Here is a 15,975-nt window from a genome sequence, read left to right as displayed (position 1 = left end):
AGGGCCGAATTTCCTCAGACCGTGACCTATCCGGAATCCTGGACTCTGCCGCTCGCCGAGGCCATCAACGTGGGGATGGATTGGATCGTCGCATGGATGCGCGGGATTTCTCGTGCCATCAGCGGCGGCCTGGGCATCGCTGTATCCGCCGTACAGTCGCTGCTGATCGAAGCCCCCTGGGTGGCGTCGCTTACCGTGTTCGCACTCATAGCCTGGCAGGGCGGCGGGTGGAAACTCGCTGTTCAGGCCTTCATGATCCTGCTTTATGTTCTGGTCTCGGGATACTGGGTTCCTGCCATGAGAACCCTGTCTCTGGTCCTGGTTGCCCTGCCACTGTCGGTCCTGATCGGTTTTGGAATCGGCTATCTGGGGTTTCGATCGCGCCGCGCACGCCATCTTGTCATGCCGATACTCGATCTCATGCAGACGGTGCCGCCCTTCGCCTACCTGATTCCGATCCTGTTGCTTTTCGGCTTCGGTCCTGTCGTTGGTCTGATCGCCAGCGTGGTCTTCGCCATCCCCCCGATGGTGCGCAATACGATCCTTGGCCTGCAGAGCATCTCGCCAGTCGTGCTCGAAAGCGCGCGCATGTCGGGCTGTTCGCGGCGGCAGCAATTCGCCTGGGTCGAGTTGCCCACGGCCCTGCCGCAGATGCTCGTCGGTGTGAACCAGACCACCATGGCTACACTTTCCATGGTCATCATCGCCGCGATTATCGGCGGCTTCGACGATATCGGTTGGGCCGTGCTATCGGCCATGCGCAAGGCACAGTTTGGTCAAAGCCTGCTGTCGGGCGCGGTAATCGTCTTGTTGGCGATCCTGCTTGACCGGGTGAGCGCAGCCTACGCCGCGCGCCAGCTTCCCACGGCGAGCTACAGCGGTTTGCCCGTGTCCCGGTTCGTGGCGATCCTCGCCATGGTGGTGACCACGGCCGTGCTGGCAGCACACATGTTTCCAGCGTTCCGTGAATGGCCCGCCGGACTTATTTATTCTCCGGCCCAAGCGGTCAACGATGCCACGACAGACTTCATCCGCACTTATGGCGACCTCATGGCCGAGGTGAAGAACGCGATCCAGTTCTTTATTCTTCTGCCGGTCAAGCTCGGCTTGGAACGGGCCATCGTACCCTTCACCTGGGGAATGACCCTTACACCGGCGATGAAGACCGCCTACTGGGTGCTCGCTTTCGCGAGCTGTGCCGTCGCTTTCGGGTTCGCCAGATGGAAAGCCGGGGTCACGGTGCTCGTGCTTGCGGGTGTGATCTATTTCGGGACCACTGGGCTGCCATGGCTCACCGTCTTGCTGCTGATGACACTGGTCGCCTACAAGGTGGGTGGCACGAGCCTCGCGCTTTTTTCCGGCAGTTCGGTCGCCTTCTTGCTGATCACCGGCCTCTGGGAGCAGGCCATGATCTCCGTCTACCTTTGTTCCGTGGCGGTGTTCCTCTGCATCGTCTTCGGCGGGATGATGGGGATATGGGCCGCTTCGTCAAGAACGGTGTCGGGCATCATCAGACCGGTCAACGACACATTGCAGACATTGCCGCAATTCGTGCTGCTGATCCCGGCCCTGATGCTGTTTCAGGTCGGGGATTTCACCGCGCTGCTGGCGATCATCGCCTATGCGATCGTGCCGATGATCCGCTACACGGAAAACGGCCTACGCACGGTCCCCAAGACGCTGATCGATGCGGGCCGGTCCTGCGGCTGTTCCAACTGGCAATTGTTCTGGCAGGTCCGGCTACCGCAAGCTCTTCCGCAGATCCTAGTCGGGATCAACCAGACCATCCTCTACAGTCTTGGGATGCTTGCCATCGCAGCGCTGGTTGGCACCACGGGGCTCGGGCAGGCGATCTTCGTCGCCCTGGGAGAGGCGAATGCCGGCGCCGGGCTGGTGGCTGGGCTTGGAATGGCTCTCATCGCCATGACGACGGACAGGATCCTGCAGGCAGTGATCCCGCAGCGCGGTGCGATGGACCAACCGCAAGCCTAGGCGCGAGGGTCTCCTTCTCCACGCGCAACGCCTGTGGGCTGGCTGCCGATCATCGACCAGCCCCGAGGGGAGGGGCCACATCATTGCTGGCAGCCGCGAAGAAGCACATGTGGCAGGACAAGAGTTTTATTCAAAGGCCGTCTCCCGGCGATGACAAATGCCTGGAGGCACAACGGGCCCCCACCAGAATGCGCGGTGGGGTCCGATCCGACGGAACCGACAGAAACAATTAGGAGATTTTGCATGGGTCGTGTCGAAAAGAAGATCGCGCTCGTCACTGGCGCGGGCATGGGACTTGGCCGGGCCTCGTCCGAAATGCTGGCACGCGAGGGCGCCAAGCTGATCTGCACCGATATCAGCATGCCGGATCTGGAAGAGACTGTGAAACGCATCGGCGAGGCTGGCGGCACGGCACGCGCGCTTCAGCACGATGTGTCGAAGGCCGAGGACTGGGACCGCGTTGCAGCCTCAGTGCGCGAAACCGAAGGCCGCCTTGACATCCTCGTCAACAATGCGGGAATTGCGCCGATCGGCAACATCGAGAGTTGCGACCTGGCCCAGTTCCGCTCGTCGATGAATGTAAATGGTGAGGGCGTCTTTCTCGGCTGCAAGCACGCCGTTGCGCTGATGAAGGAGCACCGCATCGGCTCGATCATCAATATGAGCTCCATTGATGGCATCATCGGTGAAAGCGAGCTTTTGGCCTACTGCGCCGCAAAGGGCGCGGTGCGGACAATGACCAAGGCCGTCGCGGTACATTGCGGCGAACAGGGTTATGGCATTCGCTGCAACTCCATCCACCCCGGCTATATCTGGACGCCGCAGACCGAAAATTATCTCTCCGGCCTCGGCAAGCTGGAGGATACGCGGGCGAAGACTCTCGCGCGCCATCCCATCGGGCGGCTTGGTGTGCCGGAGGATATCGCCAACATGGTTCTTTATCTCGCCAGCGATGAATCGACATTCGTGACGGGAGCGGAGATGGTCGTCGATGGCGGCTATCTGATGGTGTAAGCGATGAGCGATCTATCAGGCAGACAAGCGATCATCACCGGTGGGCTTTCAGGGATTGGACTGGCGATCGCCACCGCTCTGACCAGCGCGGGAGCCTCGGTGGCGGTGGGTTCGCGCTCTGCGAGGGGCAATGACGATCCGCGACATGCCGGGCAGCTCGATCAGCTGCGCGCCGCGGGTCAAAAGGTCCATGCCGGGCCGCTGGACGTAACCGATCAGCGCAGCATCGATGCCTTCGTCGCAACTGCACAAGAAGCGCTCGGTGCCATCGACATTCTCGTCAACGCAGCCGGCATGACCAGGGAACAGCCGGTCTGCGGCCATAGCGATGCGCTATGGCATGACATCCTCGATACCAACCTGACGGGAGCGTTCCGTATGACGCGGGCGCTGTTGCCTTCGATGATCGAAAACCGACACGGACGGATCATCAATATCGGCTCCACCGCGGCAACAGTAGGCTGGGCCGACAACCCGGCATATTGCGCCTCCAAGGCCGGTCTCCTCGGCCTCACCCGCTGCGTGGCGCTGGAAGGGGCCGCACATGGCGTCAACTGCGTCATGGTCAGTCCGACATGGGTTGAAACAGAGTTGATGCGACGCGACGTGGAAGAGATCGTGCATGCCGAGGGCAAGGGACGGTCGGTGCAGCAGGCGATCGCCGATATCGCCGACGAAAATCCTCAAAAGCGGATCATCCAACCTCAAGAGATCGCCGATCTCGTCGCCTTCTTATGCAGCGATGCGTCCCGTGGCCTGACGATGGAGAACATTCAGGTCACCGGTGGCGCACTCTGGTAGCGCATCGCCGGCAGCGTCGTCGGGCAATTAGAAGCGGCAAGTAGGAAGCTATGGTGGCAGGAAGAGTGAAGCCGTAGCGAAGGGCACGTGGTTCAGCGCTCACCCGCCGTTAACCATCCCGTCTCTAGTCTCCCCCTCGAATCGGAGGGAGCATTCATGGGGTCAGAAATCGTTGCATTCCCGCTGCACCGGCGGCGAACGCTTGTCACCGACTTGGCTCGCGTTCTGCAATCAAAGGAAGGACAGGCCGCCACGCTGTTCTGGCGCGATACCGCCAAGGATCTTCTGAGTCGGCTCACAAGAAGCGGCATTTCTGTTCAATCAGCCGAAGATCAGGTCCGGAGCCTTCTCTACGCAGTCGTCGCCGAAATCGAAGTCAACACGATCAAGGCAAGCGGCTGAGGAGGCGACCTCCGGCAGACCTCCAGATCTTCGCTCCCGAAGCGATGAGGGTGATGCGCCTGAGGCGGATCTGGCGTCTCGAAGCTGGGAGGTCTTGGACATCGCAAGGAACGGATCGAAGCGACGACGGTTAGTCTGCAGCGCGGGTTTGACACCTCACATGGCGGCAGCAGCGGCCGAAATAAAGGCTGACCGCGTCCTCGATGGTCTCGCTAAGCAGCTTGGCTGCAGCGCTCCAAGCAAAAGGCCATTCCTGTGAATTACGATACCGACCAGAACCGTCTGACACCGGCCTCCGAGTTGTCTAACCTGAACGAGCGGGAAAAGAAGGCGGTCGATAATCAAAGCCGTCCCAGCGCGGCGTTGATCCACGAGACCATTAGGGCGGAGGGAGAAAGGGAACTTCACCGCAGCAGTGTGGCATTGATGTTGTCCGGATTCTCGGCCGGGCTATCGATCGGCTTCTCCATCGTGGTGCCGGCGATCATAATGGTGGCGCTACCGGATACGTCCTGGGAGCATCTGCTAACCTCGCTCGGCTATACGGTGGGCTTCCTGATCGTGGTCCTCGGGCGCCAGCAGCTCTTCACCGAGAACACGCTTACGCCCGTCCTGCCCCTCCTCAAGTTTCGCGACCGCCATCACTTGCTCCAGGTTCTCCGGCTCTGGTCTATCGTCCTCGCATCGAACATCGCGGCGACCTGGGTCTTTTCCGCCGTGTTGGCACACACCCCCGTATTCGACCCGGAAATCCGCTCCGCGATGGCAACGTTCTCGCAGAACGCCATCGAGAACGACTTCTGGCCGACCTTCCTGAAAGCGGTGTTCGCGGGATGGCTCGTCGCGTTGATGGTCTGGCTCATGCCAGCAGCGGGCGATGCCAGGCCGTTCGTGATCATCGTCGTGACTTATGTTGTGGCGCTCGCCCACCTGGCGCATGTCATCGCCGGATCGGTCGAAGCGTCATTCCTCGTACATTTGGGCGACGCGACGTTGGCCGATTACATGATCCGCTTCTTTGTGCCCACGCTGCTCGGCAATGTCCTTGGTGGGGTAACTCTTGTCGCCTGCCTGAACTTCGGGCAGGTCGCTCCCGAGCTCGAAGAGGACGGCACGCGACCAGGCGCAGGTTGACCGCTCTGCCACTGCCCGTTGTGCGAACGCGTCCGCCGTACGTGGCGTGTCGAGCCGGCTTGCTCGTCCGGCCCGCGCCGCACATCCTGTCCGCGTATCCAAGATATTCGGCGACCGCATATGCAGGTAGAGCGGGTAATCTTGAAGCACCATGTCCAGCCTTCAACATGATCGGTCTATCTTTCGCCGTAAGCAGGCTCTTGCCCTAGATCATCGGGCGGGAGAACGAGCGCGACGACAGTCAATCGATGGAGCGAGGGAAAGCCATGAGCAAACGGATTATCTTCACTGGCGGGAGCGGAAAGGCGGGGCGCCACTCCGTTGCCTATCTCATGGCGCAAGGTCACAGCGTCCTCAATCTCGACTTAACCCCCCTCGACATGCAGGGCGTCAATACGCTGCAAACCGACCTGACCGACAGCGGCCAAGTCTTCAATGCGCTCTCGATGCATTTCGGGTTTGAAGGGTTCGAGACCGGGGATGGGCCGGCGCCCGTCGATGCCGTGGTGCATTTCGCGGCCATACCCCGGGTGCTGCTGCGACCGGACAATGAAACATTCAAAGCCAATGTCACCTCGACCTATAACGTCATCGAAGCGGCGTCCAAACTCGGCATCCGCAAGATCATCATCGCCTCGAGCGAAACCACCTATGGCGTGTGCTTCGCCGAGGGCGACAAGGACTACCGGCAGTTTCCTCTCGAAGAAGACTATGACATCGATCCCATGGACAGCTACGGCCTGTCGAAGCTCGTCAACGAAAAGACCGGCAAGGCTTTCGCCCAGCGAATGGGCGCAGACATCTATGCCCTGCGCATCGGCAATGTCATCGAACAGGAAGACTATGCTCGCTTTCCGGCTTTCCTCGCCGATCCGCTGTCTCGCAAGCGCAACGCCTGGAGTTATATCGACGCGCGCGATCTGGGTCAGATTGTTGACCGGTGTATTGCCAAGGATGGTCTCGGCTTCCAGGTATTCAATGCCGTCAATGACGAGATCACTGCCAACGAACCCAGTGAAGTGTTTCTCGCCAAATGGGCGCCGAACACCCCAATCGTGCGGCCCATGGACGCTTTCGAAGCACCCATTTCAAACCGCAAGATCCGGGAGGTTCTGGGTTTCAAGGAACAACACAACTGGCGCCGCTATGTCGCTGGCGCAGACCCGCAAACGCAGTAGGCCCAATCGATGAAAACCATCACGGAGCCGTCGGGCGCCGGCTATCTCGACGGCTGCTCCCGTTCCGGCTCTCTATCTCGGTCGCTCGACCGCAGCGGCAAGCGCTTTGGCTCGCGCGGATCACCTGGGCGAGCGTTGCGGCAGGGGTCTTCTCACGCTGGATTTGGGCCATCGCATATTGGCGCGAGCGCGGACAGATCGTGACGCCGAAGCGAGAGGAAATGCGCCAGCTTCGCGAGCAGATCGCCGACAGGGCCGAACGTCCCCGATATCCTCGCCGCCATTTCCAGGTGTCGCCAGCAGCACGCCGCCTTGATCCGCGTATCTTTCCTGTCGACCACGGATCCGTCGTCAGGATCGGGATGGGTAGCGCCGAGCAGTGTGCTGGCGGTTTGCCCGCCCCACGAATGTGGTCCGCCATGACACGGTGCAGTCGCCGAAAGGTCTGGAGGCTCACCGCAAGGGGATGAGCCTCCTTCTCGATAGTTAAGCGAAAGCGCGCCAGTACTCATGGAGGGCTTGGATTTCGCCGCTGGTCAGAATGGGCATGGCATCCCTTAGTCGCTCGTCTGCCCACTCCCACCACTTCATCTCCAGAAGCAGTTTGACGTCGGCGGCATCAAAGCGCGCCCTGATTGTCCTGGCAGGATTCCCGCCGATGATCGCGTAAGGTTCGACGTCACGGGTGACGACCGCCCGCGTGCCGATAACCGCTCCGTCTCCGATCCTGATGCCGGGCATGATGATCGCCTCCGACCCGATCCACACATCGTTGCCGATGATGGTGTCTCCGGCCGGCTGGTAGCCATTTCGCGCGCCATCGAACCAGGGCACCTCCGGCATCCAGTAGAACGGAAAGGTGCTGATCCACTCGTGTCGATGGCCCTGGTTGCCGGCCATGATGAAGGCCGCACCGGATCCGATCGAGCAGAAACTGCCGATGATCAGCCGATCCGCTCCCTCCTCCGGGCTGAGGAAGCGGGCGCAGTCGTCGAAGCTGTGCCCGTGGTAGTAACCGGAATAGTAGCTGTAGCGTCCGACGATGATGTTCGGGTTGCTCACCTGCTCGACGAGCAGCTTGCCCCTGAAAGGGCTCTCGAAGAAATTGTCCATCTTGAAACTCTGCATGTAGCGCGCTTGCATTGGACAAACGCCGGGATGCGAGCCACGCGCGGCCGCTCGCTCTCATGCCCCTCACGCGCTCAGCGCGGGGGCGTCATGCAGGTGGTACTCGGACAGGACTTCATGAGCCGCCAATACCGAACAGAAGCGCTTGGCGCAACCGGTCGCAGAGGGCCGATCGATAAAGAGCCTGATACGCCGCTCGAATTCGCTTGAATGCCGCCCTTCCTGACGCCATCTCACCACGATGCCTCGATCGCCGAAACAGAAGCCTCCGACAAGGCTCATCCGGGAATGGCCCTTGTCGCCGGCCGCGACCCTGGGATCGTCTGTCCGCGCAAGGGGCATCCTGCTTGAGATCAGAGCGCATCTTCCCTTTGCGGAGCGGCGGCTGGTGGACGTGGAGCCCGGCACGATCGTCCTGCGCACGGCAGAAGACGACGCGGACGATCATCGCGCGACCAAGGATGCCATCACCGGCAAGCTCGTCGGCATCGAGGACCTCCCCGTGATTCCGCGCGAAATTGAAGACATCCTTTCCATCAAGCCGGCCGAACGGCATCGTTGGCTGAAGGACGGCCGGCTCCAGAGTGCGGGGACCCGCACGGTCAAACTGCGCGGCCGGGCGCGGAAGATCACCTTCCACGTCTTCGATCCGCGCCATGTCGAGGACGTTCTCGACCGAGATCTGCCCCAGATGTGGCGCGAGGTGGATGCCTTGGCCGCTGCCGAGAACCGGCGGCGGGGCGCACAGAAGGCCGCGCTGAAGAAGGCGCAAAAGCTCGCCGACGCCGCACCCGCTGTCGCAGACCGCCGGGACGGCCCGGCCGCGCCGCTGAGGGGTTGGGACGATTTCGACCTCGATGGCCTGCTCCGCTAAGCCCGCGCAGGCCGCGGGGAGTTTCGTCGATAGGTCGCGGAGAACGGGATCACGGTACGATCTCCAGTTCGGCGATCCTGTCCTCTTCGAGGACGAAGAAATATCTGAGATCGACCGGGCCGCCGGGAAAGGTGCCGGTGACCGCGCTTGTCACGACCGTCCGGCCTTCATCTGTCGAGATCGCGAAAGGCTCGACCGTGTAGCTGTATGCCGTGGAGGCTTCCGCCTTCCAGCGACGGATGGCTTCACGTCCAACGTGACGCTTCCGCTCGTCCTTCACCACACCGTCGATATCAAAGCACGCCGCGACGGCGTCGGCGTCCCTGTTCCGGTCAGCCTCGAAATAGGCGGCGATCGGCCTGGGTAGCAGCACGTCCATCTTGTATCTCCGTCTTCTGGGATGGCGGGGACCGGATCAGTGACCCGATCCGCCGTTGGTGGTTGCAATCTAGGTCTGGACGTTCGTCACGATAATTGGGACAAAGCTGAACGTCTCATTGCGAAAAGCTGGACAATGTCACGTCAGGGCCTGATCGAGCTGGAAGCGGTGCTTGCGATTGCTGCGCGGGGATCCTTTCGCGCGGCCGCCCTCGAACTCGGCCTGTCGACCACCGCACTCAGCAATCTGATCGGCAAGACCGAACGCCAGCTCGGCGTGCGCCTGTTCAATCGCACGACCCGCAGTGTCTCGCTGACGGATGCGGGCCAAACCTTCGTCGACCGGATCTCGCCCGCGCTGCGCGAGATACAGGAGGCGGTTGCCGCCGTGCGATCGCAACAGGACACGCCGTCGGGCACGCTGCGCATCAACGCCTTTGCCAGCGGCGCCCGCGAGATCCTTCAGCCGCTGGTACTCGAATTCCTGCGACGCCATCCCCAGGTCCATGTCGATCTGGTCACCGAGGGCCGCATCGTCGACATCGTCGCCGAAGGGTTCGACATGGGTCTGCGGACCGCCGATCTCGTGCCGAGCGACATGATCGCCGTACCGCTCGGCCCGGCCCGCCGCTTCGCCGTCGTCGCGACGCCGGCCTATCTGAGAATCCATGGCAGGCCGCAGGTGCCGCCGGACCTTCTCGGCCATAGCTGCATCCGCATTCGCCTGCCCAACGGCGCGCTCTACCGATGGCAATTCGAGAAGGACGGCAATCCCGTGCAGATCGACGTCACCGGTCCCGTCACGCTCGACGAGACGACGCTGGCGCTGATCGCGGTGCATGATGGAATCGGAATCGGCTTCTTCATGGAAGCGGACGTGCGCGAGGACATCGCCGCAGGGCGGCTGGAGCGTGTTCTCGAGGACTGGACGCCGCCAACAGCACCGCTTTGCCTCTACTACCCTGGCCGCCAGAATCCGTCAGCAGCGTTCCGCGCCTTCATCAAGATGGCGCGCCTGTACCGCAGGACGACCGCCTGAGACGCTGGCGCCATAGAGTCAGGCTATGGAAGCGCATCTCGGCGCCGGCTCGGTAGCGTCCGTTTGGGGGCCGTCTATCGACGGTCCGGTTCTGGGCAACGCTCGGCGGTGAGCTGCCGTTCTGGGCCGACATCATCTGGCAAAGTGTGCCTAGACCGCTCACGACCCCATTTGGTCGTTTCGGGTTGTGCACCGTAATCTGGAGAGCGGTCATTCACCGTCGCGTGGAGCAACGTTAGCTTTGCGTTTCAGGAACTGTCTCTCCGCAGGCGATGAGGACAGGTCGATCGCGCGTCGGTATGCTCGGCCCGCGGCTTCGCGATCACCCAGCCGTACGAGCAGATCAGCCCTGACCGCGTAATAGGGCTGGTAGCCGGATAATGGCAGAGCCAGCCCATCCAGTGCTACCAGAGCCACCTCCGCACCCTGGCTGTACGATACAGCCACAATCCGGTTCAGCTCAAAGACCGGGTTTGGTCGGATATCAAACAAGCCTGCATAGATAAGGGCGATTTGAGCCCAGTCGGTCTCCGCAAAACTCGGGCTTTCGGCGTGCAGTGCCGCTATCGCGGCCTGCAGCTGATATTGTCCGACCGACTTTCTCGCCAAGGCCCGCTGAATCAGTTCAAGGCCGGCAGCAATACGGTCGCTGTCCCACTGTGAACGGTCCTGATCCTCAAGGCAGATCATCTCGCCGGTACCGGAGAGGCGTGTTCCGGTGCGGGCGGTATGCAGCAACATGAGCGCGGTCAGGCCTTCAATCTCGGGCTGATCGGGCAACAGGTCGGCCAATATCGTGACTAGGCGAATGGCCTCTTCGCATAGATTGATTCTGAACAACTGCCCATCACTGGACGAGTGCCCCTCGGTGAAAATTAGGTAGATCACGGTCAGCACCGCATCAAGACGTTCCGCCATCGTCTCCGGTCGCGGAACCTCGAAGGGAATATTAGCCTGGGCGATCTTGTGCCGGGCTCTGACGAGGCGCTGCGCCATTGCTTCGTTGGACACCAGGAAGGCCTTCGCGATCTCTTCCGTGGTCAATCCTGCCACAGAGCGCAATGTCAGAGCCACGCTCGTTCGGCTGTCGAGGGCCGGGTGGCAGCAGGTGAAGATCAGCCGAAGACGGTCATCGGAAATAGCTTCCTTTTCCCCGGCATCCCGGTCGGCACGAATGATTTCCTCGGCCAGGGCGATCTGGGACGATTTGGATCGAAAATTCGCAGCGCGGCGAAGCCTGTCCAGGGCCTTGCGCCTCGCCGTCTGCATCAGCCAGGCCGCTGGCGTGGTCGGCAGCCCGGAGCGTGTCCAGTGGATCAGTGCAGATTCCAGCGCGTCTTGCAGGCTGTCTTCAGCCAGTTGGAAGTCGCGCAGATTGGCGACGAGGCTCGACAGCAACCGCCCACCATCGCCGCGCACAACGCCGGCAATTGCGGTCCGTATCGCGGCCTCGTCGACCATATCGGTCATGAGCGGCCGTAGTCCTCGATTGGCCTGACTTCGACAGCGCCGTGTTGCGCCGCCGGGATCATCGCGGCATATTTGAGCGCCTCGTCGAGGTTTTCGCAATCGAAGACGTAGAAACCGCCAAGCTGTTCCTTGGACTCGACGAACGGCCCATCCATTGTCTCGGTCCTGCCGCCCCGGACACGCAGCGTCGTCGCGGTCGAGGCCGATTTCAACGCTTCGCCCAGTACGAGAACCGCGTCCTTGGAGTAGCGTTCATTGGCGGCGTGATACGATGCCATGAACGCGCCGAACTCAGGCGAGTCAAAGGCGGGAGCCGCAGCAGGGTCCGAGTAAATCAGTGCGATGTATTTCATTGGTTTCTCCTTGGAGGGTCAGTTTGGATGGAAATTGTGCTGCCGCAAGACTAGAATTGCGACCAGAGCAGGTAGCCCGCCGTGGCCAGCAGCACGAGTTGGGTCCCGGCGCCGCCAGCGATGCGGAGTGGTTTCATCGGGTTGTCGGCATCAAGCCCAATTGCATGTGCAATGCGTGATGCGACGAGTATCAGGCCAAGCGTGTGAAGCCCCCAGCCGGGCAAGCCCCTTGCCTCGCAGAGCGCGAGCATGAGCATGGCCAGCGCGGCATTCTCGACAAGGTTTCCGTGTCGCCGAACGGCCAGGCCAAGGCGCTGGTCTTCGCCGTGATAGATGGAGGTCCCCGTTCGTCCCCGGTTCGCACTGACAACGTTGCTCAGTATGAGCACGCCAAGCACGATCATGGCGGCGTAGATAGAAGTGACTTGGAATGGCATGGTGCCCTCGCTTTTTTGATATTGCGGGGCACTGACGAACGGGAAACGACAAATCGACTCCGTCATTGAAAAAATCTTGATTGAACCATCACCGGGCGGTTCACTCTCGATGGGGGAGTGCACGCAACTCACAGAGGCTTTGGCTCCGCCCGACCGTCAAGGCCTCTATCTTTTCGGACACGCAACTCGACAGGCGGTCATCGCCCCGAAGCGACCAGTTACAGAACGTCCGCTCTTCAAATCTTCAGTCTGAAACCTGCCATTCCGCATTCCCACCCCGGTGCGACCGTTGGCGTCTTCTACACCCGTCTGCCGAAAAGTGATTTTCCGTGGCCGTTAAGGGGCCGTGAGACAGTCGGCCTACAGTGGCGAGAGTGTGCAAGCGGCCATTTGCCCGAAAGACTGGCTAGTCCAGAAATCGGTACCCAACTCCCGGCTCGTTCAGGATGAAGCGAGGTGATGCCGGGTCGTCGCCGAGCTTGGCGCGAAGGCGGCCGATGAAGACGCGCAGATACTGGAGGTCGTGCTCGTGGGCGGGACCCCAGACGTCGGCCAGCAGTTGGCGATGGGTGACGATGCGGCCGGCGTTGCGGGCGAGCAGCGCGAGAAGGTCGAACTCCTTGCGCGTGAGCTTGACCGGCTCCCCTGCGAGGGCGACTTCGTGGCGGGCGAGGTCGATGCGAAGGTCGCCCCGTAAGATCTCCGTTTCGGCTGCAGCACCGCCCGAGGCCGATCGAAGAAGTGCCCTGACACGTGCCAGCATCTCGGCAATGCCGAAGGGCTTGACGACATAGTCGTTGGCCCCGGCGTCAAGGGCTGCGACCTTCTCGTCCTCGGACTGACGCACCGATAGGATCAGGATCGGCACCTGGGACCATTCGCGGATGCGGGCGATCACCGCCTTGCCGTCCATGTCGGGCAGGCCGAGGTCGAGCACGACGAGGTCTGGCTGCGCGGTCGCTGCCCTTGCGATCCCGCTCTTGCCAGACGCCTCCTCCTCCATCGTAAAGCCCTGCGCCTCCAGTGCCACGCGCAGGAACTTCCGGATGCCCGGGTCGTCTTCGATGAGAAGGATACGGCCGGTGTTCATTCGGGCACGCCCGGTGGTGCGGCGGCGGGAAGGGTCACGACGATGCGGGTGCCGGCGCCCTCCTTCGTCGCCGCCTCGGCGCGGATCGAGCCGCCATGCGCGTCGACGATCCCCTTGGCGATGGCAAGGCCGAGACCTGTGCCGCCGGGCTGCCCGTCGCCGGCGCGGACGCGAAAGAACATGTCGAAGACATGCGCGCGATCGGGCTCGGGTATGCCGGGGCCTTCATCCGAGACAGTCAGCGTTACCTCCCCGCCGATCGCCTTGGCCGAAAGGGTGACCTGCGAACCGTCGGGCGCGTATTTTGCCGCATTGTCGAGAATGTTCGTCACCACCTGCTCCAGAAGGACCGCGTCGCCCGACACCTCGGGCAACGAGGCGGGGAGATCCCGGATGATACGATGTCCCACGAGATCACGATCAAGCCTCCGCAGGGCCCGGCCCACGACCTCGCGCAGATCGACCGGTTGCCGGGCGACCTTCAGCGCACCGTAGCCGAGCCGGGTCATGTCGAGAAGGTTCTGGACGTAGCGGTTGAGCCGCTCGCCTTCGTCGCGGATCGTTTCTGCGAGGCTCCGGCGGCCCGTCGCGCCCAGCGCCGCGTCCGCGTCGACCAGCGAGGTCGCCGCGCCAATGATCGAGACCAGCGGTGTCCGGAGATCGTGGCTGACGGAGGACAGCAGTGCCGCGCGCAGGCTCTCCGTCTCCGCCAGCAGTCGCGTCTGCTCCATGTCTGAGGTGAGCTTGGTGCGCTCGATGGCGATACCGACCTGATCGACGAGCGAGTCGAGCAGGCGGTGTTCCTCCGCGGTGATGTACTGGCGCGTTCCGAACTGGACGCCGAGCAGGCCGTGAATCCGGCCGGCACTCTTCATCGGCAGGAAAAGCCATGTGGCCGATGGCAATGTCTGTGACGACCAGCCCGCCGGCTCGCGCTTGTCCCATGCCCACTCCGCCGCGCCGCGGTCTCGCGGTTCGAGCTGGTCCTCGGGCGGCATTCCACCGACGATCGCAAGCCGGCCAGACGCGTCTGGCATCAGGATCATGGAAGAGCACTGCATCGTCGACGCGACATGGGTGACCGCCGCCCAGACCACATCGTCGAGCGAGGCGACGCTGGCGACCTTGCGCGAGAAGTCGAACAGGTTCGCCGTTCTTCTGGCGATCGCGCGCTGGGCATGCGCCTGGTCCCGCAGGCGTGCCGCGAGGTTGCCTGTGACGACCGCCACCGCGAGGAACAGGAAGAGCGTCAGCACCAGATCCTGATTGGCGATCTCGAAGGTGAAGAACGGTTCGGTTAGAAAGAAATTGTAGCTGAGGAATGCAAGCCCGCTGGCGAAGATCGAGGGCCACAGGCCGAAACGGGCGGCAACCCCCAGCACAGCCACCAAGAAGAAGAGCGACAGGCTCTCGACCGGGAAGATGCGATTGACGAAGATCGCGACAGCAGTTGCGGCCGCTACAGCGGCGGCCGACCAGAGATAGGCCTTGGGGTCGCGCTCGGGAACGAGCGCGGCACCACGGATCGCGGCTTTTCTCGCCTCGCCCGGATCAGCCGAAACGATGGTCACCTCGAAGTCGTCCGCTTTGCGGATGATCTCCTCGGCGACCGTCTCACGCGTGAACCAGGCCGTGAAGAGGCGCGGCCTCGGGCGTCCGAGCACGATGCGCGAGACGTTGCGGCTGCGGGCGAAGGCAAGGATCTCGTCGGCGACATGGCTTTCGGCATTGATGGTCGAGATGTCTGCCCCCAGTGATCCCGCCAGCCGCAGGGTCTCGGCGATCGAATCCTTGGCCGCATCCGGCAGGTGCTCGGACTGCGGCGTCGCCACGCTTGCCGCGATCCAGTCTGTCCTCGACCGCTCGGCCATCCTCTTGGCGGCCCGGACCAGCGCCTTTGAGACGGGCGCCTCGTTGACGCAGACGAGTACCCGGTCCTGCGCCGGCCACGGGCCGGGAATCGCATGGCTCTTCATATGGGCCGCCATCTGCGCGTCGACGCGGTCGGCGGCTACGCGCATTGCGAGTTCCCGCAGCGCTGTGAGGTTGCCCTTCGAGAAGAAGTTCTGGATTGCGCGGGCGATCTGGTCCTGGATGTAGACCTTGCCCTGCCGCAGCCGTTCTATGAGTTCGTCCGGCGGAAGGTCGATCAGTTCGATGTCGTCGGCGAGTTCCAGCACCTTGTCCGGGACCGTCTCGCGCACCTTCACACGGGCGATCCGGGCGACGACGTCGTTGAGGCTTTCGAGATGCTGGATGTTCAGCGTCGAGTAGACGTCGATGCCCGTTGCCAAGAGCTCTTCGACGTCCTGCCATCGCTTTGCGTGGCGGCTTCCCGGTACATTGGTGTGCGCCAGTTCGTCGACGAGAACCAGTCTCGGCCTACGTGCGATGATGCCGTCCAGGTCCATGTCGGAGAGCAGACGCCCACCATATGGTATCTGTGTACGCGGGACGATCTCGAGCCCGGCAACCAGTCGCTCGGTCTCGGCGCGGCCATGCGTCTCGACCACACCGACAACCACGTCGAGACCGTCCGCCCTGCGGCGTTGCGCGGCCTCCAGCATCGCATAGGTTTTCCCCACACCAGGTGCGGCACCGAGAAAGATCTTCAGCCGCCCGCGTCCCTCCTTCGCGGCTTCCGCGAGGAGGGCGTCGGGTTCCGGGCGGCTTTCCTTTTCCATC

The 15,975-nt window shown here is 62.4% G+C and carries 15 protein-coding genes; 8 read left to right on the top strand and 7 right to left on the bottom strand.

Translation table 11 applies throughout. The features are described 5' to 3' along the window. The first annotated feature begins 21 nt into the window (after window positions 1-21). The 6 genes from AAFN84_RS10315 to AAFN84_RS10290 all read left to right on the top strand — a co-directional run bounded on the left by AAFN84_RS10315 (window position 22) and on the right by AAFN84_RS10290 (window position 6,521). Window positions 22-1,992, top strand: coding sequence for an ABC transporter permease subunit (locus AAFN84_RS10315; protein WP_347514462.1), 1,971 nt, complete (start codon window positions 22-24; stop codon window positions 1,990-1,992). Between the two features lie 243 nt (window positions 1,993-2,235). Then, the gene (locus tag AAFN84_RS10310; RefSeq protein WP_347514461.1) at window positions 2,236-3,006 is read left to right on the top strand and encodes a glucose 1-dehydrogenase; all 771 of its coding nucleotides are present in this window, start codon (window positions 2,236-2,238) and stop codon (window positions 3,004-3,006) included. Between the two features lie 3 nt (window positions 3,007-3,009). Further along, on the top strand, window positions 3,010-3,807 hold the full coding sequence (locus AAFN84_RS10305) for an SDR family NAD(P)-dependent oxidoreductase (protein ID WP_347514460.1): 798 nt from the start codon (window positions 3,010-3,012) through the stop codon (window positions 3,805-3,807). A gap of 156 nt (window positions 3,808-3,963) precedes the next feature. After that, on the top strand, window positions 3,964-4,209 hold the full coding sequence (locus tag AAFN84_RS10300) for a DUF6074 family protein (protein ID WP_347514459.1): 246 nt from the start codon (window positions 3,964-3,966) through the stop codon (window positions 4,207-4,209). A gap of 255 nt (window positions 4,210-4,464) precedes the next feature. After that, window positions 4,465-5,343 (top strand): formate/nitrite transporter family protein, encoded by an 879-nt coding sequence (locus AAFN84_RS10295; RefSeq protein WP_347514458.1) that lies wholly within the window; start codon window positions 4,465-4,467, stop codon window positions 5,341-5,343. Between the two features lie 266 nt (window positions 5,344-5,609). Continuing rightward, the gene (locus tag AAFN84_RS10290; protein WP_347515104.1) at window positions 5,610-6,521 is read left to right on the top strand and encodes an NAD(P)-dependent oxidoreductase; all 912 of its coding nucleotides are present in this window, start codon (window positions 5,610-5,612) and stop codon (window positions 6,519-6,521) included. A gap of 486 nt (window positions 6,522-7,007) precedes the next feature. Here the strand turns inward: AAFN84_RS10290 and catB are convergent, their stop codons facing one another. Further along, complete coding sequence (gene catB / locus AAFN84_RS10285; protein WP_347515103.1) at window positions 7,008-7,634, bottom strand: type B chloramphenicol O-acetyltransferase; 627 nt, start codon at window positions 7,632-7,634, stop codon at window positions 7,008-7,010. A gap of 256 nt (window positions 7,635-7,890) precedes the next feature. On the opposite strand from catB, the gene AAFN84_RS10280 reads away from it, so the two are divergent. Next, window positions 7,891-8,523 (top strand): hypothetical protein, encoded by a 633-nt coding sequence (locus AAFN84_RS10280; RefSeq protein ID WP_347514457.1) that lies wholly within the window; start codon window positions 7,891-7,893, stop codon window positions 8,521-8,523. Window positions 8,524-8,572: 49 nt separating this feature from the next. Here AAFN84_RS10280 and AAFN84_RS10275 read toward each other — a convergent pair whose 3' ends face one another. Continuing rightward, entirely contained in the window at window positions 8,573-8,902 is a 330-nt protein-coding gene (locus AAFN84_RS10275; RefSeq protein ID WP_347514456.1) for a nuclear transport factor 2 family protein, read from the bottom strand. 135 nt (window positions 8,903-9,037) lie between these two features. On the opposite strand from AAFN84_RS10275, the gene AAFN84_RS10270 reads away from it, so the two are divergent. Then, window positions 9,038-9,940 carry a LysR substrate-binding domain-containing protein gene (locus tag AAFN84_RS10270; protein WP_347514455.1) on the top strand — a complete coding sequence of 301 codons (903 nt, stop codon included), beginning with the start codon at window positions 9,038-9,040 and terminating at the stop codon, window positions 9,938-9,940. Window positions 9,941-10,150: 210 nt separating this feature from the next. Here the strand turns inward: AAFN84_RS10270 and AAFN84_RS10265 are convergent, their stop codons facing one another. The 5 genes from AAFN84_RS10265 to AAFN84_RS10245 all read right to left on the bottom strand — a co-directional run bounded on the left by AAFN84_RS10265 (window position 10,151) and on the right by AAFN84_RS10245 (window position 15,974). Then, window positions 10,151-11,410 carry an RNA polymerase sigma factor gene (locus AAFN84_RS10265; protein ID WP_347514454.1) on the bottom strand — a complete coding sequence of 420 codons (1,260 nt, stop codon included), beginning with the start codon at window positions 11,408-11,410 and terminating at the stop codon, window positions 10,151-10,153. Beyond that, window positions 11,407-11,763 carry a YciI family protein gene (locus AAFN84_RS10260; protein WP_347514453.1) on the bottom strand — a complete coding sequence of 119 codons (357 nt, stop codon included), beginning with the start codon at window positions 11,761-11,763 and terminating at the stop codon, window positions 11,407-11,409. Before AAFN84_RS10260 ends, AAFN84_RS10265 begins: the two co-directional genes overlap by 4 nt. Before the next feature lie 50 nt (window positions 11,764-11,813). Then, window positions 11,814-12,266 (bottom strand): MAPEG family protein, encoded by a 453-nt coding sequence (locus AAFN84_RS10255; protein ID WP_347514452.1) that lies wholly within the window; start codon window positions 12,264-12,266, stop codon window positions 11,814-11,816. Between the two features lie 340 nt (window positions 12,267-12,606). After that, entirely contained in the window at window positions 12,607-13,290 is a 684-nt protein-coding gene (locus tag AAFN84_RS10250; RefSeq protein ID WP_347514451.1) for a response regulator transcription factor, read from the bottom strand. Then, complete coding sequence (locus tag AAFN84_RS10245; protein ID WP_347514450.1) at window positions 13,287-15,974, bottom strand: sensor histidine kinase KdpD; 2,688 nt, start codon at window positions 15,972-15,974, stop codon at window positions 13,287-13,289. The genes AAFN84_RS10250 and AAFN84_RS10245 overlap by 4 nt, the downstream gene beginning before the upstream one ends. Window position 15,975: the final 1 nt, after the last annotated feature.

This window comes from Mesorhizobium sp. CAU 1741 (genome assembly GCF_039839275.1).
Lineage (GTDB): Bacteria > Pseudomonadota > Alphaproteobacteria > Rhizobiales > Rhizobiaceae > Aerobium.
The sequence above is the reverse complement of the archived record's forward strand: the minus strand, read 5'-3'. Positions and strand labels throughout refer to the sequence as shown.